Consider the following 21,185-nt stretch of genomic DNA (forward strand, 5'->3'; position numbering starts at 1 on the left):
AAAAAGGAATGAATATGTCTATTAGTTTAAAAAAAGGACAAGGTGTTAGTTTAAAGAAAAATGAATATGACCTTTCCTCTGTCACTATCGGTTTAGGCTGGGATATCAACGAAGAAAAACGCGGATTCCTTGGTGGGCTTTTTGGTAAAAAAAGCGAAGAATACGATTTAGATGTTATTGCCTTCTTATGTGGTGAAAATGGCAAAGTAAACGATTTAGGTCAAATTGAAGGTGGGCAACCTTCTCTCGTTAATGGCGATATTATTTTCTTTAATAGCCTACAACACAAATCAGGACAAATTTGGTTAACGGGTGATAACCGAACAGGCGCAGGTGATGGCGATGATGAACAGATCATTGTGAAATTAAACACACTTGATCCTAAATTTACCAAAATTGTCTTTATTGTTCAGATTTACAATGGTCGAGAACTACAACAACATTTTGGTAAAGTACAAAACGCCTTTATCCGCGCTGTTGATGCGAAAAATGTAGAAATGGCTCGTTTTGATTTATCTGGAGGCGAAGCCTTCAACAACCAACGTTCAATGCTGTTTGCTGAATTAGTCAGAGAAGATAATGGCTGGAAACTGAACGCCATTGGAGAGCCTTCAAGTTCAGATAGCTTTATTTCTTACTTAAAGGATTTCGCCTAATGAGAAGACTTCCCGTTTACCTGCTGATTGATACTTCAGGATCAATGAGAGGTGAATCTATTCATGCGGTTAACGTTGGGATACAAACAATGCTTAATGCATTGAGACAAGATCCTTACGCATTAGAAAGCGTGCATATCTCTATCATTACCTATGATAACGAGGCTCGTGAATTTATCCCATTAACTGCATTAGAAGATTTCCAATTCTCAGATATCACCGTACCTAGCTCTGGCGGTACTTTCACGGGTGCTGCGCTGGAATGTTTAATCAAGTGTGTCGATCGTGATATTAAACGTTCCGATGGTGATCAAAAAGGTGACTGGCGTCCTCTCGTTTTTTTAATGACGGATGGCACACCGTCTGATGCTTACGCCTATGGTGAAGCGATTAAAGAAGTGAAAAAGCGTTCATTTGGTTCGATCATCGCTTGTGCTGTTGGCCCTAAAGCCAAACACGATCACCTTAAAGAGCTTACATCTCAAGTGGTAGCTTTAGAAACGCTAGACTCCAATGCCTTCTCGGGCTTTTTTAAATGGGTTTCTGCCAGTGTCGCATCTGGCAGTTCAAGTGCAGGAGTGAATACGGATAAAGACACCCTACCGCCGCCACCTCCTGAAATCCAACTGGTACTGTGATCTACAAAAGCAAAGCGCTCCAAAAGGCTTTGCTTTTATTTTATTCAGACTTTGGTTTATCCATCACAATACATAACAGCCACGATAAAGAGATAAGGTATAACAATGAGAAGGCTACCCATTTTCTTTGTTTTAGATTGTTCAGAATCAATGATCGGTGAAAACCTAAAAAAGATGAATGACGGTCTAACAACTATTATTAACGATCTGAGAAGAGATCCGCACGCCCTTGAAACGGCTTGTATTTCTGTTATCGCCTTTGCTGGTGTTGCAAAAACGATTGTTCCACTCACTGAAGTCGTCTCCTTTTATCCTCCTCAACTTCCTTTAGGCGGAGGCACGTCATTAGGCAGCGCATTACGAGAACTTTCTCACCAAATCGACACGCAAGTAAGAAAAACCACACTTGAGCAAAAAGGCGATTGGAAACCTGTCGTTTATCTTTTAACTGACGGCAGACCTACTGATGATTACGCGCAAGAGATCAAGCGCTGGAAAGCTCACTACGCCAACAAAGTTAACTTAATTGCGATTGGATTAGGCTTAAGTGCAGACTTACATGTGCTGTCGCAATTAACTGAAAACGTGCTGTTATTTACCGAAGCACAAGAAGGCGATTTTACTCGTTTCATTAAATGGATAACGATGTCAGTGGTTTCTCATAGCCGAAGTGTTGGCGAAGAGCCGCCACCACTTTTAAATCAAACAGAGTATATTGTTCGTCTTGCGAAAGATGATGTTGCTCGTGCCTATGATGAGTCTTGTGTCACTTTTGTCGGGCGTTGTAGCCACACACGTTCACCTTATTTAATGAAATATGAACGACCACCAATGAAAGCTTCAGGGCTCGATTTTAACCTCAATCTTAATGGTTTTAACTTAACGGGTTGCTACACCTTAAATGAAGATTACTTTGCATGGAGTGATCTCAGCGCCACGGCATATCAAGTTAACACCAGCGAACTTCATGGTACACCTAGCTGCCCTTATTGCGGCAATGCTACTGCTTTTGCCGTTTGCCAATGTGGTAAATTACTTTGTGTGAATGGCCCTGAAAGCGTTGTTTGCCCTTGGTGTGATAACAACATCACCTTTGGTGATAACAGCAGCCAATCTGACTTTGATGTCACACGAGGTAAAGGCTAATGGATAAAAAAGCCCTACTCACAAAACTGATTATTGATGACACGCTGACACAACATCGCATTCCTGTACATGAGGAGCTCGTTATTGCGTTGTATGAAGATGTGGAAATCGCTCAATACATTGATTTTATTATTGATAAAATCAATGCTAAAGCGGCAGAAAAAATAACACCACAAGACAAAATCCCCCCTATTCTTCTGTTATTGCCACCAGCTCGCAATTTAGCTGCTGAAGAAACATCATTACCAGAAGAGTGTCCATTAAAGCCAGGTCAAATTCCAACACACTCATCACCAATGCCAATAGAAAAACCGATTATTCATCGCCCTACGGCAAAAATTACCCTTTCTAATGCAAAAGTAGGCACTGCATTCAATTCTACGCTCAGTATCGAGCTAAATACCCTCGAAATTGCCGAAATTGAAGCGGTTGATGTCCCTGAAGGAGTTGGAATAACCTTTGATCATGAAAGTTGTTGCTTAGTAGGAATGCCAACAAAAAGTGGCAATTTCATATTGGTTGTCCATTGGTCTGTTAATGCTATTCGTTATCAAGATGAAGTCTTATTAATCATCAATCCTGATCCGCGTAGCTTATGGCAAATCAATGAACCTCCCGCTGATAGCCCTTATCCCAAAGCCCACATCGATAGCCAACTTATTCTTGAAGAAGACATTCGAATTGTAGGAGCAAGCCGTCGTGGGCGTTCTCATGAACATGCAGGCACATTCCGTGATGATGATTTTTATATTCACCACGATAACCAAAGCCAATGGAATATTTTAATTGTTGCTGATGGTGCAGGCAGTGCTCGCTATTCTCGCGAAGGCTCACGCATTGCTATCAATACGGTCAGCCACTATTTAAAATCACAATTAAGTTTGGAAAATGAAGCAATTAAACCTCATCTTGAAACCATCCATCAATGGAATGACAACAGCGCCATTAATCAAGTAGGAAGCTTCTTTGCACAACTCTTTCGTAATGCCGCCCAATTAGCGATTAATAACCTCAAAAATGAAGCGATTCATATTAATGAACCCGTAAAATCATTTTCAACAACGTTATTAGCCACGGTTTCTTTGCGTATCAATGATGAGTTATTTGCTGCCTCATTTTGGATGGGAGATGGTGCGATTGCCGCTTATGGCCCTGCTGGAAAAGTGCGTATTTTAGGTATTCCTGATAGTGGTGAATATGCAGGACAAACCCGTTTTCTTGATGATAGTGCGCTCAACGATGCTGAATTTAATCGACGCATTATTATTGGTAAGTGGAAAGAAATTTCACATCTTATTTTAATGACAGACGGAGTGTCCGATCCCGTATTTGAAACGGATAATGGCTTACAAGATCCCAATAAATGGGCTGCATTCATTGATGAAATATCGCCTTGTTTAGCCTCTCCTGAACATGCAGATAGCGCATTGGCTGAATGGCTGAATTTCTTTTCAGCAGGCAATCACGATGACCGCACTCTGGTTGTGGCTTGGTAATCATAAAAGAGAGAATCGGTGAGTTTCATGGCAGAGATCATTACCTGTACAACGCAAAGTGGAAAAACAGTTCAGTACGTCAATGAGATCATTGGCTCTGGCTCAATGAAAGATGTCTATTTTTCCCCTGACCGAACCTACGTTGTTGCCTTCTATAAAACACAACAGAATGCACAAGCCAAAGATAGAATCGATATGATAACAGGCTCTTATCGACATAATATCTTTGAACAAAGTGGTGGAGAATATTGGAAAAACCTCTTTTGCTGGCCAACGGATGTTGTCGAACATCAAGGCAAAATTGGTATTGTTGTTCCAACTTATCAATCCCACTTTTTCTTTAAATATGGTTCTAAAAACAATGACTTTCTTGCGATAAAAGGTCGAGAAAAAGAAGGTAAATGGTTTGCAAGTGCCAATAACCAAAATAAATTTCTCGATCCTCGTGAAAGAGGCAATCTATTAAATTACCTTAAAGTCTGTTTATTGCTCTCTCGTGCAGTACGACGAATGCATGCAGCAGGCTTATGCCACAGTGATTTAAGCTATAAAAACGTCCTTATCGATCCTGAGCAAGGCCATGCCTGTGTGATTGATATTGACGGTTTAGTGGTTCCCGGTAAATATCCGCCTGATGTGGTGGGAACCCCTGACTTTATCGCGCCTGAAGTAGTAAAAACCAGCCATTTACCGAAAGAAGATCCTAACCGTATTTTGCCAAGCATCACGACAGATAGACACGCACTTGCGGTATTAATCTATATGTATCTGTTTTATCGTCACCCATTACGGGGCGGTAAAATTCACGATCTTGACGATGAAATGCGTGATGAAACGCTCTCTATGGGTGAAAAAGCATTATTTATTGAGCACCCAACTGATCGTAGCAATGCGGTAAAACTTAATCAGGTAAAACCGTCATCGCTACCTTGGGCTGATCCCCAAAAAATCCCTTATACCATTATGGGGCCTTACCTTACGCCTCTTTTTGAAAGAGCGTTTATCACGGGATTACACGATCCTTCACAACGCCCTACCGCAGATGAATGGGAGACGGCTTTAGTCAAAACGGTAGATTTAGTTCAGCCTTGTCAAAATAAAGATTGTGAACAGCAATGGTATGTTTTTTCTGGAAAAACACAGCCCGTTTGTCCTTATTGCCATACGCCTTATAAAGGTCAATTGCCGATTTTAAATCTCTACTCTTCACGTAAGGCAGGCAGTTTCAGACCTGACGATCACCGCTTAATGGTATGGAGTAATCAATCACTCTTTCCTTGGCATGTTAATCGCCTTATTGCGCCCAATGAACGCACTACTGATGAACAGAAAAAACGTGTCGGTTATTTCGTTTTTCACAATTCAACATGGTGGCTGGTGAATGAACGTATTGAGGGATTGATGGTATTGCCAGAGAAAAAACAGATAGCCATTGGCGATAAAATTGCGCTAACAGATGGGTTGCAATTTGTGTTATCAACAGAAGAAGGCGGACGACTGGTTGTGGTGCAATTAGTCTCAAATTAACGATAAAGAGAGAATAATCCATTTAATTTATCGTGGGTTATTCTCTTTGCTATAAGCTATTTTTAAATCAACGTTTAAATTCCATTGTTAAATTTAAATCTTTTGTCGGTTTTCCTGACTCATAACGCCATTTTTCCATAGCTCGAATAGTCGATAAACCAAAAACCTCCACTAAAGGGGAATCTAACATCCTAATATTTTGCACATATCCATTTTCATCAATATCAAATTTTATATTTAACGCTCCCTCAATGCCTTGAGAATACGCTTTTGCAGGATAATTAGGAAATACTCGTAATAAATTCTTAGGGTGATTTTTAACCGTAAGATTTGACTCATTTATTTCACTCTGAGTTATTTTCTCTGGTTCATCGGCTAATTTTGCTTTCAATAATTGCACATCCGACTGTGTTGATTGAATAGCACATCCATTTAATAAAATGGTGCTGCAAAGTAAACTTAAAATAGCTAATTTTATTTTCATTTTTCTTTTCTGAAATAAGATTAAATATAAAGACACAATAATATATCTCATTATCATTTCTATTCTCAATTAAATATTTAGTTAAGAAAAACTGTGTAATTAATCATATTTCAGCCGTCCTATTTAAATCAAAGTCAGATCACATATTCACGTCTCACCCTTGCTATTTAGCGCTAACGTTCAATATTGGATATCAAGATCCCAGTTTATTAAGCCCCAGTATTTACAATACCGAGAAGTGATAATTGGAGGGGCTAATGAAAACTAAAAATAAAATCAATGTACTAGAACTTATTTCGCCAGAAATGCAGCAAGTTATGCAATTTTATGCAGATAATCCGCAACCTGCGCCAGAAAGTAATGACTACCCTTCTATGCGCCTTGCTTACAATCAAGACAGACGTTATTGGAATGCAGATGCACCCGAAATGTTTAGCATTCAAGATATTTCCGTTAGCACGTCTTATGGCGAGGTTCTAACACGCCTTTATCAACCCACAGAAAAAACATCCGCAACACTCTATTATCTTCATGGCGGGGGCTTTATTTTAGGGAATTTAGATACCCACGATCGCATTATGCGTTTACTCGCGTCTTATACAGGTTGTGCAGTGATTGGTATTGATTACTCACTATCACCAGAAGCACATTATCCACAAGCGATTGATGAATCAGCGCAAGTCTGCCAGTTTTATAATCAACATGCTGAACACTACGGTATTAACACTCAACACATTGGTTTTGCAGGCGATTCTGCGGGAGCCATGTTATCGCTTGCTACTGTACTGTGGTTACGCGACAAACAAATCCACTGTGGCAAGGTAAGTGCAGCTTTATTATGGTATGGATTATACGGTTTACGTGATTCCACTAGCCGTCGGCTTTATGGTGGTGAATGGGATGGGTTGCGCCAGCAAGATCTAGAAGAATATGATAATGCCTATTTAACCGCGTTAGGCAATCGTGATGCACCTTATTATTGCTTATTTAATAACGATTTAACGCAAGATATTCCCCCTTGCTTTATCGCCAGCGCACAATACGACCCACTTATTGATGATAGCGTGACTCTCTTTAAAACCCTTGAAGCACATCAATCACCTTGTGAATATAAAATGTATCCAGGCACATTACATGCCTTTTTACACTACTCACGCATGATGAAAGTGGCTGATGACGCCATTCGAGATGGCGCTCATTACTTTGTAAAACAACTTAAGAATTAAAACTCAAGATTTCGAATAAAACGATAATCCGCAGACGCCTCTTTAAGTCGATACAGACTTGCAGGGCGTCCTCTCTCTGCCCGTTTTTCTCCTGTATCAATCAATAAATCGGCTTGTTCGATGCGTCGTCTAAAGGATTTTTTCTGGATCTCTTTACCAATCAGAATTTCATGAACATGTTGCAACTCTGGCAAGGTAAAAACTTCTGGCAATGCAAATCCGGGAACAATCGAATAGAGTGATTTTTGCTTTAATCGCTCTCTTGCTTGTGTAATTAATTCATGGTGATCAAAAGCTAAGCGTTGTTGTGCAATCTCATCAATAGGACACCACATTACCGAATCCACGGAATCAATATGTGCTTCACACACTTGATGTGCAATCAACGCGGTATAACAGACCGTCACAGACCAACCTCTTACATCACGCTGGTTATTTCCCACGGAACAAAGTTGCTCAATATAAGGAGGGATCACACCCGTTTTCTCTTTTAATTTTCTTAGCACAGTATCTTCAAGGCATTTGTCCTGAACTTCATCGACAAATCCACTAGGTAAACCCCATTTTCCTTTTTCAGGATGCTCTCCTCTTTTCACTAACAATACTTTTAACTGCTCTTCATGATAAGTAAACAGTACCGCATCAACAGTAATCAGTGGGGATAGGAAATCACGGCGGTTATAACTGGCTAAAAAATCTTGTTCATTCATGGCGTAAGCTTTATTAGAAAACGATGAAACTATTTTAAGCCTAAACAGCAAAAAATCAAATTTTGTCATAAAGACACTAAATCAGTTGACAAGCATAGTGTCGATAGGACACAATCAAGTTATTGTCATAAGGACACTAATTGGAGATATCCTATGTTTAACTTAAATTATTTCAAAGCAGACTCATCAACTTTCATTATTAAATCGGTAAACGGCAAAATTCGCCAGCAAGGTAAAGGATTGAGTTTTTGGTATAACTCAGCCACAACCTCTATTGCCGCACTACCTTTAAACGCCCAAGAAGCGCCGTTTATTTTCAACTTTCAAACCTTGGACTTTCAAGGCTTACGCATTCAAGGACAAATTTCATTTCAGGTCAAAACACCTGAAAAAGCCGCAGAAGTGCTCAATTTTAACTTGAGCAAAAACGGCAAATCTTATGCATCAGAAGATCCACTAAAACTCAGTGATCGCGTTGTGCGTATTGCACAAACCTTAATCCAAGCAAAGATCCAAAGTACACCACTTAGAGAAGCGTTATTACTTAGCCAATCATTAGTTACTTTGGTGATGGAACAATTAATTGAACACCCATCATTAGATGCATTAGGTATTGCGATTTTAGATGTCTCTATTGCAGCAATCACTCCATCACCAGAAACCTTAAAAGCACTCGAAGCCGAAGCAAGAGAATCCTTACTGAAAGAAGCCGACGATGCCATTTATGCTCGTCGTAAATTCTCGGTAGAACAAGAACGCACCATTAAAGAGGCTGAATTGGAAACCGACTTATCTGTTCAACGTAAACGACAAGAAATTGAAGAAGCACGTTTAGAAAACGAACGCACATTATTACGGGAACAAGCGGAGATTGAAAAAGAGCGCCTTGAAGCCAAAGTAAATGCTGAAGCAAAACGTAAAGAACTGGTCGCGTTAAGTGCTGAAAATCAGCGAACACAATCAGAAGCTGATGCTTATGCTATTGAAGCGACCATGCGTGCTTATCGTGAACTGCCAGTTGAAAACCTAAAAGCCATGGCACTAGCAAAAATGGACTCTCAGCAATTAATGGCAATGGCATTTGAAACCTTAGCGCTGAATTCAGGGAAAATTGGTGAGTTAAATATCACTCCTGATTTATTTAGCCAATTTATGAAAAAAGGGAGTAAATAATGCAACGTAACGAAGATTTTCGCTTTGTGCTGGTGATGAGAAAAAGCCGCTTACAGGAATTAATTGAGCGTTTTAATACGTGGTCACAAGCCAAATTCTATTTAGAACACAACAATGTTGAGGTAACGGATTACCTCAACGAACACAATTTATATCAAAAGCAACTAACAGAAGCTGAACTGGTTTTAAAATCATTGGGACGTTTTCAGCTATTAGAAAGAAACTTATTGCCTAGCTATCAATTCTCACCCCACGATATTGTGGTGGTGATTGGTCAAGATGGGCTGGTCGCCAATACACTGAAATACCTTAATGGACAGCCTATTATTGCCATCAATCCCGATCCTTCAAGGTGGGATGGCAAATTACTTCCTTTTGAAATAGGTGAATTAAAAGAGACGGTGATTAATACCATTAATCAGAAAATGCCGTTTAAATCCGTGACCTTTGCACAAGCGACAACCAATGATGGTCAATCACTGTTAGCCGTTAATGATCTATTTATTGGTCCCAAAAGCCACACGTCTGCACGCTATATTTTACAATGGAGTGGTGCTCAAGAAGCACAATCTTCATCAGGAATTATTGTGTCTACGGGACTTGGCTCGACAGGTTGGTTTCAATCTATTCTCGCTGGCGCGATGGCAATCACAGGAGAAGCATCACATCCCCTGTTACAAGGATTTAGCTGGGGTGACAAAAAGCTGCAATTTAGTGTGAGAGAACCTTTTCCAAGTCGAACAACAGGCGTAGCTCTAACCTTTGGAACAATTGAGCCTGATTCACCTTTACAATTAGAATCTTTAATGCCTGAAAATGGGGTTATTTTTTCTGATGGTATCGAAGATGACTATTTACAGTTTAATGCAGGCTGTATAGCACATATTGGTATCGCGGACATACAAGGCCAACTTATTAGCCCTAAAGGGCGTCAGCGTATTTAGGCTTGATGAGGGTGAATAAATAACAATAAAGACATGACAAAAATAGAATAAATCTATTAATTATCAGTTAATTAAATCGCCACCAACTTCACATTGTGTATTATTAAACACAGTAATAAAGTCAGCATTGGCACACTGATTATTTAAACTCAATTTCACCATCTCTTGATATGACGGAGAAAACCGAAGTGAAGAAGCGTGTTCTAGTGATTTATCGCCAAAAAAAGAAGAAAAAAGTTGAAGATCAGGGCTAGCATCCATGCTCACCTGATCTTCGATTGCCGTTATTAACATCCGTTGTTCTAACGTCATATTGTCTCGATGCCATCCTTGAGCAATCCAACCCAAACTAAACGCCATGAGTGCAATCCATGCATATAACGCTTGTGTGTTGAACATGACCTAACTCCTTAGTCATTCGAGACAAAACTTATTTCATCGACTTTTATTATAAAGATCAGCTTTTAACACTTTTCACTTGAACGCTATGCGAAATCCTTTCACACCCAGCCCTCAACTATTGAAAAGTATTTTTACTCACTTCCTTGTTAACTTGTAATAGACATCCTTGTCTATTGCCTTCTACTCACACTGAAAAACAACAGAAAAAATAAACAATAAATTCAATATGTTGCTCATCTCCGTATGATTTAACGTGAAGCCATTATCTACAAACTTTGTATTTTAGGCTAGTAAGTTTGTTCGGTTAACATCGGTTATGTGTGTTTATCCGACAATAACCGAACTAACCCACCCACTTAAAACAATTTTATTTGTTTTTAGCACCTTTAAATCGCTTCAAAACAATTATTTACATCAAAAAACAATAATAAGACTGGTTATAATACAAATTTAAGCTAATATAGAAAGCATAATAGAACTGATAATAAAGAGAAAAATAACATGCGTGTCCTAACTATTTATTGTCCTGAATGTGGCGAAAAAGCGCTTATAAAGAAAAGTAATCGTAAACACAAAGAGTTATCTGATCTCTATTGTGCTTGTCGTGATCCTGAATGCGGACATACCTTTGTTTTAAACCTCACGTTTAGTCACACCCTTATGCCAAGTGCAAAAAACAAAGATACGTTGTTATTAGACGTGATCAAAAATCTTTCTCCAGAGCAACGAGAGAAAGCACTTACTCTTTTGCAAGGCATGTAATCATCTCGAACAGACACTCTTTTTTTCATTTATTTTTATGATCTTGCTCCCATTCTGACAGGTTATTTGACTAACCTATTCTTATAGAAAGATAAATGATGTAGATTCATTTTTAAGCTAAATAAAAATAATTCTTATGTTTTAAATAAAACAAACATCGCCTATTGATGCCGTGTTTACCAATCCTTTAATAAATAATGTGTCAGCCCCTAAACCAGAAACCTCATTTCTGGTTTGAAGACTAAACACAAATTTCAAATGGAGCATTTAAGATGAAAAAGCTGATTAATCGAGTTGATGATGTGTTATCTGAACAACTACAAGGCTTTGCTAAAGCCCATCCTGAAATCAAACTTCATCCCTCCTCTTTTTATGTCACGCGAAAAGATGCTCCAGTAAAAGGTAAAGTTGCTCTATTGTCTGGCGGTGGTAGCGGACATGAACCCATGCATGCAGGTTTTGTCGGTAAAGGAATGCTTGATGGTGCATGTCCTGGTGAAATATTTACGTCACCAACACCTGATAAAATGTATGACTGTGCCAAAGAGATTGATAGTGGTGAAGGCGTTTTAATGATCGTGAAAAACTACACCGGTGATGTGCTTAACTTTGAAACAGCGACAGAACTGCTTCATGACGATGGTGTAAAAATTGCAACGGTATTAGTTGATGATGACGTGGCGGTAAAAGATAGCTTATATACCGCAGGACGCCGTGGTGTTGCCAATACCGTTTTAATAGAAAAACTACTGGGTGCGGCAGCTGAAAGAGGCGACTCTCTTGATGAACTGGTTAAATTAGGTCATCACATTAATAACAATGGTTTTTCTATCGGCATTGCCTTGGAAGCTTGTACCGTTCCAGCCGCAGGAAAACCTTCTTTTACTTTACCTGAAAATGAAATGGAGTTTGGTGTCGGTATTCACGGCGAACCAGGTATTGACCGTCGTAAATTTACCTCTCTCAATGATACTGTTGATGCCATGTTTAATACCTTGATTGAGAATGGTCACTATCAACGAGTGATCCGCAATTGGGATCGTGAAAGCGGCACTTGGATCGAGGAAAATCAGGAAAAACAGCCTTTAAAATCTGGCGATCGCGTCATTGTTTTAGTTAATAACCTTGGTGCCACACCACAATCTGAACTTTATGGTGTTTATAACCGTTTAACTCAATGCTGTGAAAAATTTGGCTTAACCATCGAACGTTCTTTAATTGGTTCTTATTGTACTTCGCTTGATATGTCAGGGATCTCAATTACGTTATTAAAAGTTGATAACGAGTTACTTACCTTATGGGATGCCCCTGTGAATACACCTGCGATGGTGAAATAAGTCTTTAATAACAAGAAAAGGAACACAAAATGGCTTTAACTCACGCTCAAATTATTCTTTGGTTACAACAATGTGCACTACTGTTTGAACAAAATAGTGATTATTTAACGGATTTAGATCGTGAAATTGGTGATGCTGACCACGGTTTAAATATGAACCGTGGCTTTAGAAAAGTGCAGGAAAAACTACCTGAGTTTGCAGGACAAGATATTGGCACTATCCTCAAAACTACGGGCATGACATTGCTTTCAAATATTGGCGGTGCAAGTGGTCCTTTATTTGGTACCTTCTTTATTCGTGCAGCCAAACCTACAGCTTCATTGCAAAACCTAGAACTAAATCAACTTGTTGAAATGGTAACAGAAGGTGTAGAAGGCATTGTAAGCCGAGGAAAAGCAGAGCCAAATGACAAAACCATGTGTGATGTTTGGTGGCCTGTGGTTGAGTCATTAAAACACGCTAATGAACAAAACCTTTCTATCAAAGAAGCCCTCTCTCAAGCACAAGTTGTCGCTGAAAAAGCCGCTGAAAACACCATTGCGATGCAAGCTCGAAAAGGGCGAGCAAGTTACTTAGGTGAGCGCAGTATCGGACATAAAGATCCTGGCAGTGCTTCTGTGGTACTGATGATACAAGCCCTTGCTAATAGTATTAATGCATAACTGACCAAGCAACCAATACAAGCAACCAATAAAGGTCTACCATGATAAATATTGTTATTGTTTCTCATAGTAAACATCTCGCTGATGGTGTGGCAGAACTTGCCAGTCAGATGCTTAATCCGACTCATTGCCAACTTGCGGTTGCCGCAGGTATCAACGATGAAGAACATGCGATTGGTACTGATGCCGTTAAAATTATGACGGCGATAGAATCGCTATCACAAGCACAATCTATTGTTGTGATGATGGATTTAGGCAGTGCAATCTTAAGTGCAGAAACTGCGATTGAGTTACTTGATCCCGAGCTAGCTGAGAAAGTCACTCTCTGCTCAGCACCTTTAGTTGAAGGTACACTTGCAGCAGTTGTAGCGGCATCTTCAGGGGCATCACTAGAAAAAGTGATTGAAGAAGCTTCAAATTCTTTATATCCAAAGAAAATCCAACTTGGTGAAAATTTCGTTCAACCTAAAAATGATATTAATGCCCCTGTCAAAATTCATGGTAAAGAGGCAAGTTGGGTAGTTCGTAATCCTCATGGTTTACACGTAAGACCGGCGGCAACTTTAGTTGAGGTGCTTTCTACTTTTCAAGCTGATTATCAATTAGTTAAAGGGGATAGACGTATTAATCCTCTCAGTTTAAATCAGCTTTCATTAATACAAATTCGCCAAGGCGATGAGATAACGCTAATTGCCTCTGGTGAACAAGAAAATGAGGCGATTGCGGCTTTTCTTGAACTTGCCCGAAATGGCTTTGGTGAAGAGCTACCTTCTGATTCTAATACCATAACATTAAACGGTATTTTAGCCCCTGTATCTCAAATTAAAGCACCTGCTTTTGTTTGGCATGAAATAGAGCTCTCACCCGTCGAAAACTTATCAGAACCGATTGATATTGATGCTCAAATTGGCAAACTTAATTTTGCAATAAAGAGTACGCTAAAAGCACTAAAACAGAGTGCCAATAAAGCTAGCCAAAAATTAGGTGAGCATATTGGTGCTATTTTTAACGGTCATATCATGATGTTAGATGATGATGAGTTAATAACAAGCGTGATAGATCGCATCAAAACAGAGAAGATCAGTGCCCAGCAAAGTTGGTCGGATGAAATGCAAGAAAGAACACAGATGTATTGCGCACTTACCGATCCCTATTTACGCGCGCGTGAACTCGATCTTCGTGATCTACGTAATCAAGTGCTTTACCATTTACAAGATAAAACTCGCCCAAGCTTTACCCCTTCACAACCCGCTATTTTGGTCGCAAAAGAGCTTTTCCCTTCCACATTAATTCAATTAGTTGATAGTCAATTGGTCGGTATTGCTTTAGCAAAAGGTGATAGTCTCTCTCACAGCGCCATTATCGCGGCTGAAATGCGCTTACCGATGTTAGTCAATTTAGGTTCCGCACTATTAAAAGTCACTGAATCCCAAAAGTTAAAATTAGATACCAATAAGAGCGAATTAGTTATCGAACCGATAATGTTATAAACCGCTTTTCAAATTAACCACATAAAAAAACCCGCACAATAATGTGCGGGTAAGTCAACGAAAAACGCTATCAAATCTAGGTCATTATTGACTCTTCTAATTTTATTAAGGTATTGATAATACCAATGTCGTAGCACCACTAAAGTTACCTAATGAAGGAGTGCCATTAGTTTGAAGTTTTGACTTCACTCTTACATAGGTGTATTCATTCATTATTGCGTTAACTTGTGTACCAATTGATGCAGGTGAACCATTTAACGTTAAAAAAGAGCGGATGCTACCATCTGGTTTTAAGTTTAAAAAATGATCTTCCATCGAACTAGTAATTTTTACTGGCATAGTTTCATTACAAGTGAGCGCAAATTGTTCTTCCGCCTCATTACCATCAACTTGTGTCACATCAAGTACACCATGTGAAATAGTAAGATTATTAGAAACAAATGCACATTTACCTTCAGGCGGTGGAGCAATACCACATACGCCACCAGGTACCATTCTTCCACTTCCTCCCGTTGCACTACTCGTCATAAAAAAAGCAATACATTCATCAACAGTAACAGATCCAGCATGAGTACTATAATTCACATAAGGGAAAGTCAACCCGCATTGATTAACAGCCACATCGCGTATTTCAGCCATAGAGCTTAAATGTTGTAAATCTACATCACACCGCCATCTCGCTCGATGCTCAGTACCCGTTCCTCCTTTATCAGGTTTTGAGTGGAAGTGGTTTAATTGAATATAACACCGACCACTCAAACCTAAACTTTTACAAGGGTTTGGCGTAAATCCCATTTCCGTCCAATATTCCAACACATAGTCATAACGAATATTACCTTTAATTTCTGGAGAAGGACCTGATTTAGTAATATAAGTAAAATAACCTGCTTGTACACTAAATAGAGAAAAACTGCATAGTACAATTAATAACTTTAAAATTTGCTGTATTTTTTTCATTATCTTTTACTCATATTTCAAAGAAAACACGGCAGTAGCAGAAAAATGCCCCGGCTTAATTGATTTATCTGCGATCGCTTTTGCTGTCGCTTGCAAATAAGCAATAAAATTAAGCTCAAAAATGCCATTATTAGGAATATTATATAAGCTAGTGTAATCCCCTAATTTAATAGGGACTCCTTCTTTAGTCGTAATTTGTATTCCTAAATCAGGATTATTAGCGTTATCGTCTAATGCTAATAATCCGGCAAGTTCATTATGAGTTGCCCCTTCAAATTTTATTTTCACTTGCTTGGCAATAGAGATATCGCACTCTGATAAAGTAATTTTGAAATCCTTTTTCTCGAATTCAAAATAACTTTTATAAATATCATCTAAGCGAATTTCATCAAATACCACATCAACCTGAGAGTGTTCAGGTAGAACTTTGCAAGGTGCGATAATTAATGAACCAAAGATATTAAGATTTTCAGCCGCAAAGATAGAAGATGAAAACAATAAACAACCACCAATAATACAACCAGATAACATTGATTTATTCATTATTGGTACTCCACAAACAAGGTGCCACCCGCGGTAAAATTACCTGGTACCAGTTCACTATTTTCTTTTTTCACCAATACTGCCCAAATTTTTTCAGGGTTATTTAAATTAACCGAATACTTTTTATTTAAATCAATAATGGAATCACCCATCATAAATTTTACGGTTAACTCATTAATATTGGTTCTCAGCCCATTAGGATCGAAGCTACTTTTATTACCATCAATTGATAAATACATATTCCAGTTATTTAAATTTTCTTCACAGGTAATTTGGTAATTAATTTCTCTTTTTTGGTCATAGCCTTTAATTGTTTTTATCGCCACAGGACCAAAATTCACCTCAATCATATTACCGTCATTCACTTTGCAAGGTGGTGGCGTTAATAAATTACCTTTAATCAGCACCTGTGTCTCATTATCTTTCGCTAGACTAGGTGAAGATGATATTGAAAATAAAAATAACATCGTGAGGAATGGATAATAACGCATACTGTTTATTCCTCCGTTAGTTGTAATAAACCTGCATAGTTGCAGTCGCCGTAAAGGAGCCAGTTGGTAGCGCGGCGCCACTTTTTTTCACGAGTACAGCATAAAGCTCAGGTCGAGTTTGATAGTTAAACTTAAACGGCTCTGTCATATAAACATTGGTGTCAGCGGTTTTAAATAACACCCCTAAATCTGTCACGCTTGTTTTTAAATAACGCGTATCAAACCCAGCGCCGTCACCAGTAAATTTCAGTGACATACTTGGGTCACCTGTTGTTTTACAATCCAAGGTGTAATCCATTTTTTGTTTATAATTTTCGTTTTCTATTCTTGTGGTCATCACATCATTAAAGTTCACTTCAATAGGTTTACCATCGTTAATCTTGCAAGGGCGTGACTCCACACTCCCGCTCACAGTCACTCTTAAAAAGCCAGAAACAGCCCATACAGAAGGAGCGAGAAAACTCATACAAAGAAAAAGTATTACACCTCGGAATATAAGCATAATATTACGCCTTCTTATCTTTGATATTTGCTGAACAAATATCTCCACGACATTGGAATGTTAAGTCAACCAGCCCACCAAAATCATTGAGATATTCAAGGGTAGGTGTCGTACCTAAATCACCCACTTTTGTTCCCAGTGAACGTTGACCAAAAGGTTCAATCATCACCGCTTCAAAGTCTTTTACTTCCGTATTGTTCTTTCTGACTTTGGTAATGGTTAAGTAATAAGGCGACGGATTTTTCACATTGTAATGGTCACTTTGTTTTTCAATCACAATGTCTTTTTCCATTGGATTAGCCTCTAAACGGCTTGGTGCAACAATGCTTTTTGGTCGATAAAACACTTTAATTTTTGTCTGCAATGCAATCTGTAAAACATTAGGAGAATCACTACGAGGTGGAATTTCACGAACATTAAGGTAATAAATACTTTCTCTGTCTGTGGGCAACATATTTGTTGCTGGTAATGCCTGTATTTTAATTTGGCTTTTGCTACCGGCTTCGATACGCTGAACTGGCGGTGTTACCACAAAAGGAGAATTGATTTTTTCATCTTTACTATTCTCAAGCCAAGACTGTGCTAAATAAGGTTTAGATTCATTTTCATTTTCTAAAACCATACTGACTGAGCGCTCACCTTCATTATATAAAACACGAGTTCTATCTAATGCGATAGCGGAATAAGCGGATTGAGAAAAAAGGCAAAGTATAACGATAGCGCCCAATGTTTTTGTATTGATATATTTCATTTCATTCACCGTTGACTTAAATTTAATTACTTACAAGGAAGCAACAACATGTTGCTTAAATTATTTTCTAGCACTTGAGGTAATTGGAATTGGCAAGTTTCGCCATTCCAAGCAAGATCTAATGTTTCACCTGCTTTTACACCTGATAAATAAACAAAACCATCATCTGAAATAATGCCGACTTCTAATTTATCTTTGTTATAAACACTGGCGCCAAAAGGAGGATGTTTCTTATCAGCCATCGTGATCACCGCTAAGACTTTCTCACCTTCAATCACGTTAAATTTACGGTAACCGATCGCCCCTTCTGTCAAGGTAGCGTATTGGGATGATTGAACAGCATCAGCATTTTCAGGAAGATTATTGATATCAATCGTAATATGGCTACGAGAATAGTTTTGCACACCCATTAAAACTGCTTTACCGTGACGGTTAGTTTCAATTGGTGTTAAACCTGTTTTAATCGGAATATCTTCAACATTATTGGTATCAACCAATATGCGTGAATTTCCCATTGAAGTGACTCGGTGCAATGCTCCCCCTTCTGGGGTTAGCGTTATCCCACCCATTAATTGCATCGATAAAGCGCTTTGATTATTTTGGGTATAAGTTCCACTTGTCGTCAGTTTTGCTAAATTACCGTCGTAATTATAGAAACCTGACAGATTCACTTTATCGCTATCCCACGTACCCGCAGATAAGTTATAGGTACTTCTTTCATTCAGTCGCTCATAATAGTTAACAGAATTACTCGTATTATTGCGATTAAATGATCCCGAATAACTCATATTGGCATCATTACGCTCTAGCGGTACACCTAATGACACATAAACCCCTTCGTCATTATTATGGCTAGATTCCACTTTATACGCGGATAAGTTAATGGATAAATTTTTAAAATTAGCCCAATCAAAATAACTAGAAACCGTAAAACTGTAGTTATCAGTTGAAGGTCGATTCCAATAGGTTTGGCGAGAATAGTTTAAATACGTATTGATATTGTAATCAGGGAAAGCTGTACCAAAGATGGCGGTATAAAGCTCTTTACCACTGTCAATATGAAGCCCACGATAACGACCATCTAAAAATTGAGTCATACTTAAATAGTCTCGTTGAGAGAAGCGATAACCCGCAAACGTAATCTGGCTATTTATTTGATCAAATTGTTTCGAATAAGTAACGTTATAAGAAGTACCAGATAGTGTCTTATCATCAAAATTATTGCCCATCTCAGCACGCGAAGCCGAAATATTAAAAGAAAGCACCCCAAATGGCGCTAAGTCTTGCCCTAGACCTAAAGCAATATTTTGATATTCAGTTGAGGCTAATAATCCGCCATAAATCGTGGTGTTATTCGCTGCCCCCCATGAAAAGGAGCCTAATGAAAATGCAGGACCTTCAGTGTCATGTTCATTTTTAGTTGGCTTACCCATCACCAACTTATACAAAAACTGGCCAGGTCTTGTCAGTGTACCTAAACGCGAGGTTTCTACTTTAAATGTTTGAACAGAACCATCTTGTTCTTCAATAGAAACATCTAAGGTACCGCCCCCAAATGTGTTGACATCTTGAATTCGAAACGGCCCTGGACTTACTTCATTTTGATAAACAATACGACCATCTTGACGCACAATAACCGTGGCGTTCGTTCTTGCAACTCCCGCAATTTCAGGTGCATAGCCCTGTAAACGAGGCGGGATCATCGCGTTATCACTTTCTAATGAAGCACCAAGATAACGGAAGCTATCAAAAAGCTCTGATGAGAGATATTGTTCACCTAACGTTAATTTTGCACCTAAAGATCGAATAGCTCGGAAAATATAAAGCTGGTTCCAACGCCATGATTTATCGTTGCTATTTAAATTACCGCCAGAGGCTTGCCAATCTGAACGAAAACGCCAAGCGCCCATATTAATGCCCATTACACCACTAATATTGGTTCCCGTTTCGGTCCTTTTATCGTTGTTTTCATATCGAATAAGGCGATTACTCATATTGTAATCAAGAAAGGATCCCGCAATACCATCATCCCAACGTGATGGCGGATCCCAACTTGGATCTTGATATTCCATAAAGGCTTGAGGAATGCTGATACTTAAAATACCGGTGTAGAGATCACCCACAGCATTCATATTTGGCACGGAGCAGAAATCAAGACACTGGGTATTATTCGTTGTTAACCAAGTGACTTTTTTTTCCCATTCAGATTTTAAACCTAAAATGGGGTAAACCTCTGGGGTGATACAAGGAATAGATAACTCTGCGTTGTAATCTGGGGAAAAAAATAAAATAGGCTCTTCGTTTCTTACTCTTTGTTTATTAACGTCAGTTGCCAGTAAATGAGTGCCTGGTTGAATATAATTTGCGTAAGAGAATTTAGTAAAGTCAGTATTTTCAATACCTTTGTCTGTTAAGAAATCGGTATTAAAATCTACAGCTTCTTCTGCAAAAATAGGCAACGAAAAAGGAACAAAGAATAAAAGCATTACTTTTGTGATCGTATTTATTTTCATGCTTTTCATTTTGCTATGCCATCCTCAGCATTATTAACAGAAGACAATATTGATGAGATGCATGGCGCCTAAGCGCCACACATCTTATAAAAAAAACAACAATTATTCGTAGATAACTTTGAAGTTAGCTACTGTGTCGAAAGAACCCGTTGTTGCTTTCTTATCAACAGCTTCATTACCTTTCACGTAAGCTGAGAACTGCAATGTTGTGAGAGAGCCGTCACCATTATTTAAAGCGTGACCTGCTACTGGGAAACCTTGACCAAAAGTAATTGGATTATTACCACGGTCAGTGATAACGATACCTGCATTTTGTACTTTGCCACCTAAGCCCAGTAATTCGCCAGTATAACCGTCAAAACCACTTACGGTTGCACCAGTGAATGATACTTTTGCAGTTTTGTAAGTTTCAGTTGAGCAGTTTTTCAGAATAATATCGAAGTTTTCGCTATCTGAACGGAATTTATTGCTAGTCAGTTCATGCAATGCGATTTCACCAAACTTAACAGTTTGATCTAAACTTTTATCATCGATTGAACAAGGAACATCATTGATAAAGCCAGTAAAACGCACTTTACCTTCACGGCTTTCCGCTGGATCTGCTGCAAAGCTAGGAGCAGCAACAACTAAAGATAACGCAACACCTAAAGCTAATTTAGTAAATTTCATAAAATTTCCTTTATATACAATAAAGATAGTGATATTTCTTGGCTTCTGACTAAATAAGCGATAAATAATAAATACATCGCCCTTCTACAATTTAAACTTCTTTAAA

Annotated in this window: 22 protein-coding genes; 12 read left to right on the forward strand and 10 right to left on the reverse strand. The window is 38.6% G+C overall.

The window, feature by feature from the left end; all coding sequences use genetic code 11:
* Window positions 1–14: 14 nt before the first annotated feature.
* From ACNARN_RS11800 to ACNARN_RS11820, 5 genes are all read left to right on the forward strand, one after another.
* Window positions 15–656: a TerD family protein gene (locus tag ACNARN_RS11800; RefSeq protein WP_198626217.1), complete on the forward strand. Its 642-nt coding sequence runs from the start codon at window positions 15–17 to the stop codon at window positions 654–656.
* The gene (locus ACNARN_RS11805) at window positions 656–1,294 is read left to right on the forward strand and encodes a vWA domain-containing protein (RefSeq protein ID WP_075672662.1); all 639 of its coding nucleotides are present in this window, start codon (window positions 656–658) and stop codon (window positions 1,292–1,294) included. The genes ACNARN_RS11800 and ACNARN_RS11805 overlap by 1 nt, the downstream gene beginning before the upstream one ends.
* Window positions 1,295–1,399: 105 nt before the next feature.
* Window positions 1,400–2,440, forward strand: coding sequence for a TerY-C metal binding domain-containing protein (locus ACNARN_RS11810; RefSeq protein ID WP_416304486.1), 1,041 nt, complete (start codon window positions 1,400–1,402; stop codon window positions 2,438–2,440).
* A complete protein-coding gene (locus ACNARN_RS11815; protein WP_416304487.1) occupies window positions 2,440–3,936 on the forward strand; it encodes a PP2C family serine/threonine-protein phosphatase in 1,497 nt (498 codons plus the stop codon). The genes ACNARN_RS11810 and ACNARN_RS11815 overlap by 1 nt, the downstream gene beginning before the upstream one ends.
* Window positions 3,937–3,963: 27 nt before the next feature.
* Window positions 3,964–5,463, forward strand: a complete 1,500-nt coding sequence (locus tag ACNARN_RS11820) for a helix-hairpin-helix domain-containing protein (RefSeq protein WP_368927801.1) — start codon at window positions 3,964–3,966, stop codon at window positions 5,461–5,463.
* Window positions 5,464–5,530: 67 nt separating this feature from the next.
* On the opposite strand, the gene ACNARN_RS11825 is transcribed toward ACNARN_RS11820, so the two are convergent.
* The gene (locus ACNARN_RS11825; RefSeq protein WP_160230682.1) at window positions 5,531–5,947 is read right to left on the reverse strand and encodes a TonB family protein; all 417 of its coding nucleotides are present in this window, start codon (window positions 5,945–5,947) and stop codon (window positions 5,531–5,533) included.
* Between the two features lie 257 nt (window positions 5,948–6,204).
* On the opposite strand from ACNARN_RS11825, the gene aes reads away from it, so the two are divergent.
* Complete coding sequence (gene aes / locus ACNARN_RS11830; RefSeq protein WP_416304488.1) at window positions 6,205–7,173, forward strand: acetyl esterase; 969 nt, start codon at window positions 6,205–6,207, stop codon at window positions 7,171–7,173.
* Here aes and ACNARN_RS11835 read toward each other — a convergent pair.
* Window positions 7,170–7,883, reverse strand: coding sequence for an NUDIX hydrolase (locus tag ACNARN_RS11835; protein WP_416304489.1), 714 nt, complete (start codon window positions 7,881–7,883; stop codon window positions 7,170–7,172). The genes aes and ACNARN_RS11835 overlap by 4 nt on opposite strands.
* A 153-nt stretch (window positions 7,884–8,036) precedes the next feature.
* Between ACNARN_RS11835 and ACNARN_RS11840 the strand changes: the two genes are divergently transcribed.
* Window positions 8,037–9,056, forward strand: coding sequence for an SPFH domain-containing protein (locus tag ACNARN_RS11840; RefSeq protein ID WP_416304490.1), 1,020 nt, complete (start codon window positions 8,037–8,039; stop codon window positions 9,054–9,056).
* Window positions 9,056–10,000 (forward strand): sugar kinase, encoded by a 945-nt coding sequence (locus ACNARN_RS11845; RefSeq protein WP_198626221.1) that lies wholly within the window; start codon window positions 9,056–9,058, stop codon window positions 9,998–10,000. The genes ACNARN_RS11840 and ACNARN_RS11845 overlap by 1 nt, the downstream gene beginning before the upstream one ends.
* Window positions 10,001–10,063: 63 nt before the next feature.
* Here the strand turns inward: ACNARN_RS11845 and ACNARN_RS11850 are convergent, their stop codons facing one another.
* On the reverse strand, window positions 10,064–10,399 hold the full coding sequence (locus ACNARN_RS11850; RefSeq protein WP_416304491.1) for a hypothetical protein: 336 nt from the start codon (window positions 10,397–10,399) through the stop codon (window positions 10,064–10,066).
* Window positions 10,400–10,903: 504 nt separating this feature from the next.
* Here ACNARN_RS11850 and ACNARN_RS11855 point away from each other — a divergent pair.
* The 4 genes from ACNARN_RS11855 (at window position 10,904) to dhaM (ending at window position 14,653) form a co-directional block, all read left to right on the forward strand.
* On the forward strand, window positions 10,904–11,164 hold the full coding sequence (locus ACNARN_RS11855) for an ogr/Delta-like zinc finger family protein (protein ID WP_109372990.1): 261 nt from the start codon (window positions 10,904–10,906) through the stop codon (window positions 11,162–11,164).
* 272 nt (window positions 11,165–11,436) lie between these two features.
* A complete protein-coding gene (dhaK, locus tag ACNARN_RS11860; RefSeq protein ID WP_198620725.1) occupies window positions 11,437–12,501 on the forward strand; it encodes a dihydroxyacetone kinase subunit DhaK in 1,065 nt (354 codons plus the stop codon).
* Between the two features lie 29 nt (window positions 12,502–12,530).
* Window positions 12,531–13,163 (forward strand): dihydroxyacetone kinase subunit DhaL, encoded by a 633-nt coding sequence (gene dhaL, locus ACNARN_RS11865; RefSeq protein ID WP_198620724.1) that lies wholly within the window; start codon window positions 12,531–12,533, stop codon window positions 13,161–13,163.
* 41 nt (window positions 13,164–13,204) lie between these two features.
* Window positions 13,205–14,653, forward strand: coding sequence for a dihydroxyacetone kinase phosphoryl donor subunit DhaM (dhaM, locus tag ACNARN_RS11870; RefSeq protein ID WP_198620723.1), 1,449 nt, complete (start codon window positions 13,205–13,207; stop codon window positions 14,651–14,653).
* Window positions 14,654–14,758: 105 nt separating this feature from the next.
* On the opposite strand, the gene ACNARN_RS11875 is transcribed toward dhaM, so the two are convergent.
* The 7 genes from ACNARN_RS11875 to ACNARN_RS11905 all read right to left on the reverse strand — a co-directional run bounded on the left by ACNARN_RS11875 (window position 14,759) and on the right by ACNARN_RS11905 (window position 21,079).
* Entirely contained in the window at window positions 14,759–15,610 is an 852-nt protein-coding gene (locus ACNARN_RS11875; RefSeq protein ID WP_198620722.1) for a hypothetical protein, read from the reverse strand.
* Between the two features lie 6 nt (window positions 15,611–15,616).
* Window positions 15,617–16,153, reverse strand: coding sequence for a fimbrial protein (locus ACNARN_RS11880; RefSeq protein WP_349442872.1), 537 nt, complete (start codon window positions 16,151–16,153; stop codon window positions 15,617–15,619).
* Entirely contained in the window at window positions 16,153–16,644 is a 492-nt protein-coding gene (locus tag ACNARN_RS11885; protein WP_109372984.1) for a fimbrial protein, read from the reverse strand. Before ACNARN_RS11885 ends, ACNARN_RS11880 begins: the two co-directional genes overlap by 1 nt.
* 16 nt (window positions 16,645–16,660) lie before the next feature.
* On the reverse strand, window positions 16,661–17,146 hold the full coding sequence (locus ACNARN_RS11890) for a fimbrial protein (RefSeq protein WP_109372983.1): 486 nt from the start codon (window positions 17,144–17,146) through the stop codon (window positions 16,661–16,663).
* A 4-nt stretch (window positions 17,147–17,150) separates the two neighbouring features.
* The gene (locus ACNARN_RS11895; RefSeq protein WP_368927804.1) at window positions 17,151–17,897 is read right to left on the reverse strand and encodes a molecular chaperone; all 747 of its coding nucleotides are present in this window, start codon (window positions 17,895–17,897) and stop codon (window positions 17,151–17,153) included.
* Between the two features lie 26 nt (window positions 17,898–17,923).
* Window positions 17,924–20,419, reverse strand: a complete 2,496-nt coding sequence (locus tag ACNARN_RS11900) for a fimbria/pilus outer membrane usher protein (protein ID WP_416304492.1) — start codon at window positions 20,417–20,419, stop codon at window positions 17,924–17,926.
* 93 nt (window positions 20,420–20,512) lie between these two features.
* Window positions 20,513–21,079, reverse strand: coding sequence for a fimbrial protein (locus ACNARN_RS11905; protein ID WP_109372980.1), 567 nt, complete (start codon window positions 21,077–21,079; stop codon window positions 20,513–20,515).
* Window positions 21,080–21,185 lie beyond the last annotated feature (106 nt).

It is taken from the genome of Proteus sp. TSJ240517 (genome assembly GCF_047921575.1).
GTDB lineage: Bacteria > Pseudomonadota > Gammaproteobacteria > Enterobacterales > Enterobacteriaceae > Proteus.

Excerpts from the sequence above, each read along its gene's own strand:
- ACNARN_RS11800 (WP_198626217.1), top strand. The coding sequence starts at position 15 with ATGTCTATTAGTTTAAAAAAAGGACAAGGTGTTAGTTTAAAGAAAAAT.
- ACNARN_RS11805 (WP_075672662.1), top strand. The coding sequence starts at position 656 with ATGAGAAGACTTCCCGTTTACCTGCTGATTGATACTTCAGGATCAATG.
- ACNARN_RS11810 (WP_416304486.1), top strand. The coding sequence starts at position 1,400 with ATGAGAAGGCTACCCATTTTCTTTGTTTTAGATTGTTCAGAATCAATG.
- ACNARN_RS11815 (WP_416304487.1), top strand. The coding sequence starts at position 2,440 with ATGGATAAAAAAGCCCTACTCACAAAACTGATTATTGATGACACGCTG.
- ACNARN_RS11820 (WP_368927801.1), top strand. The coding sequence starts at position 3,964 with ATGGCAGAGATCATTACCTGTACAACGCAAAGTGGAAAAACAGTTCAG.
- ACNARN_RS11825 (WP_160230682.1), bottom strand. The coding sequence starts at position 5,947 with ATGAAAATAAAATTAGCTATTTTAAGTTTACTTTGCAGCACCATTTTA.
- aes (WP_416304488.1), top strand. The coding sequence starts at position 6,205 with ATGAAAACTAAAAATAAAATCAATGTACTAGAACTTATTTCGCCAGAA.
- ACNARN_RS11835 (WP_416304489.1), bottom strand. The coding sequence starts at position 7,883 with ATGAATGAACAAGATTTTTTAGCCAGTTATAACCGCCGTGATTTCCTA.
- ACNARN_RS11840 (WP_416304490.1), top strand. The coding sequence starts at position 8,037 with ATGTTTAACTTAAATTATTTCAAAGCAGACTCATCAACTTTCATTATT.
- ACNARN_RS11845 (WP_198626221.1), top strand. The coding sequence starts at position 9,056 with ATGCAACGTAACGAAGATTTTCGCTTTGTGCTGGTGATGAGAAAAAGC.
- ACNARN_RS11850 (WP_416304491.1), bottom strand. The coding sequence starts at position 10,399 with ATGTTCAACACACAAGCGTTATATGCATGGATTGCACTCATGGCGTTT.
- ACNARN_RS11855 (WP_109372990.1), top strand. The coding sequence starts at position 10,904 with ATGCGTGTCCTAACTATTTATTGTCCTGAATGTGGCGAAAAAGCGCTT.
- dhaK (WP_198620725.1), top strand. The coding sequence starts at position 11,437 with ATGAAAAAGCTGATTAATCGAGTTGATGATGTGTTATCTGAACAACTA.
- dhaL (WP_198620724.1), top strand. The coding sequence starts at position 12,531 with ATGGCTTTAACTCACGCTCAAATTATTCTTTGGTTACAACAATGTGCA.
- dhaM (WP_198620723.1), top strand. The coding sequence starts at position 13,205 with ATGATAAATATTGTTATTGTTTCTCATAGTAAACATCTCGCTGATGGT.
- ACNARN_RS11875 (WP_198620722.1), bottom strand. The coding sequence starts at position 15,610 with ATGAAAAAAATACAGCAAATTTTAAAGTTATTAATTGTACTATGCAGT.
- ACNARN_RS11880 (WP_349442872.1), bottom strand. The coding sequence starts at position 16,153 with ATGAATAAATCAATGTTATCTGGTTGTATTATTGGTGGTTGTTTATTG.
- ACNARN_RS11885 (WP_109372984.1), bottom strand. The coding sequence starts at position 16,644 with ATGCGTTATTATCCATTCCTCACGATGTTATTTTTATTTTCAATATCA.
- ACNARN_RS11890 (WP_109372983.1), bottom strand. The coding sequence starts at position 17,146 with ATGCTTATATTCCGAGGTGTAATACTTTTTCTTTGTATGAGTTTTCTC.
- ACNARN_RS11895 (WP_368927804.1), bottom strand. The coding sequence starts at position 17,897 with ATGAAATATATCAATACAAAAACATTGGGCGCTATCGTTATACTTTGC.
- ACNARN_RS11900 (WP_416304492.1), bottom strand. The coding sequence starts at position 20,419 with ATGAAAAGCATGAAAATAAATACGATCACAAAAGTAATGCTTTTATTC.
- ACNARN_RS11905 (WP_109372980.1), bottom strand. The coding sequence starts at position 21,079 with ATGAAATTTACTAAATTAGCTTTAGGTGTTGCGTTATCTTTAGTTGTT.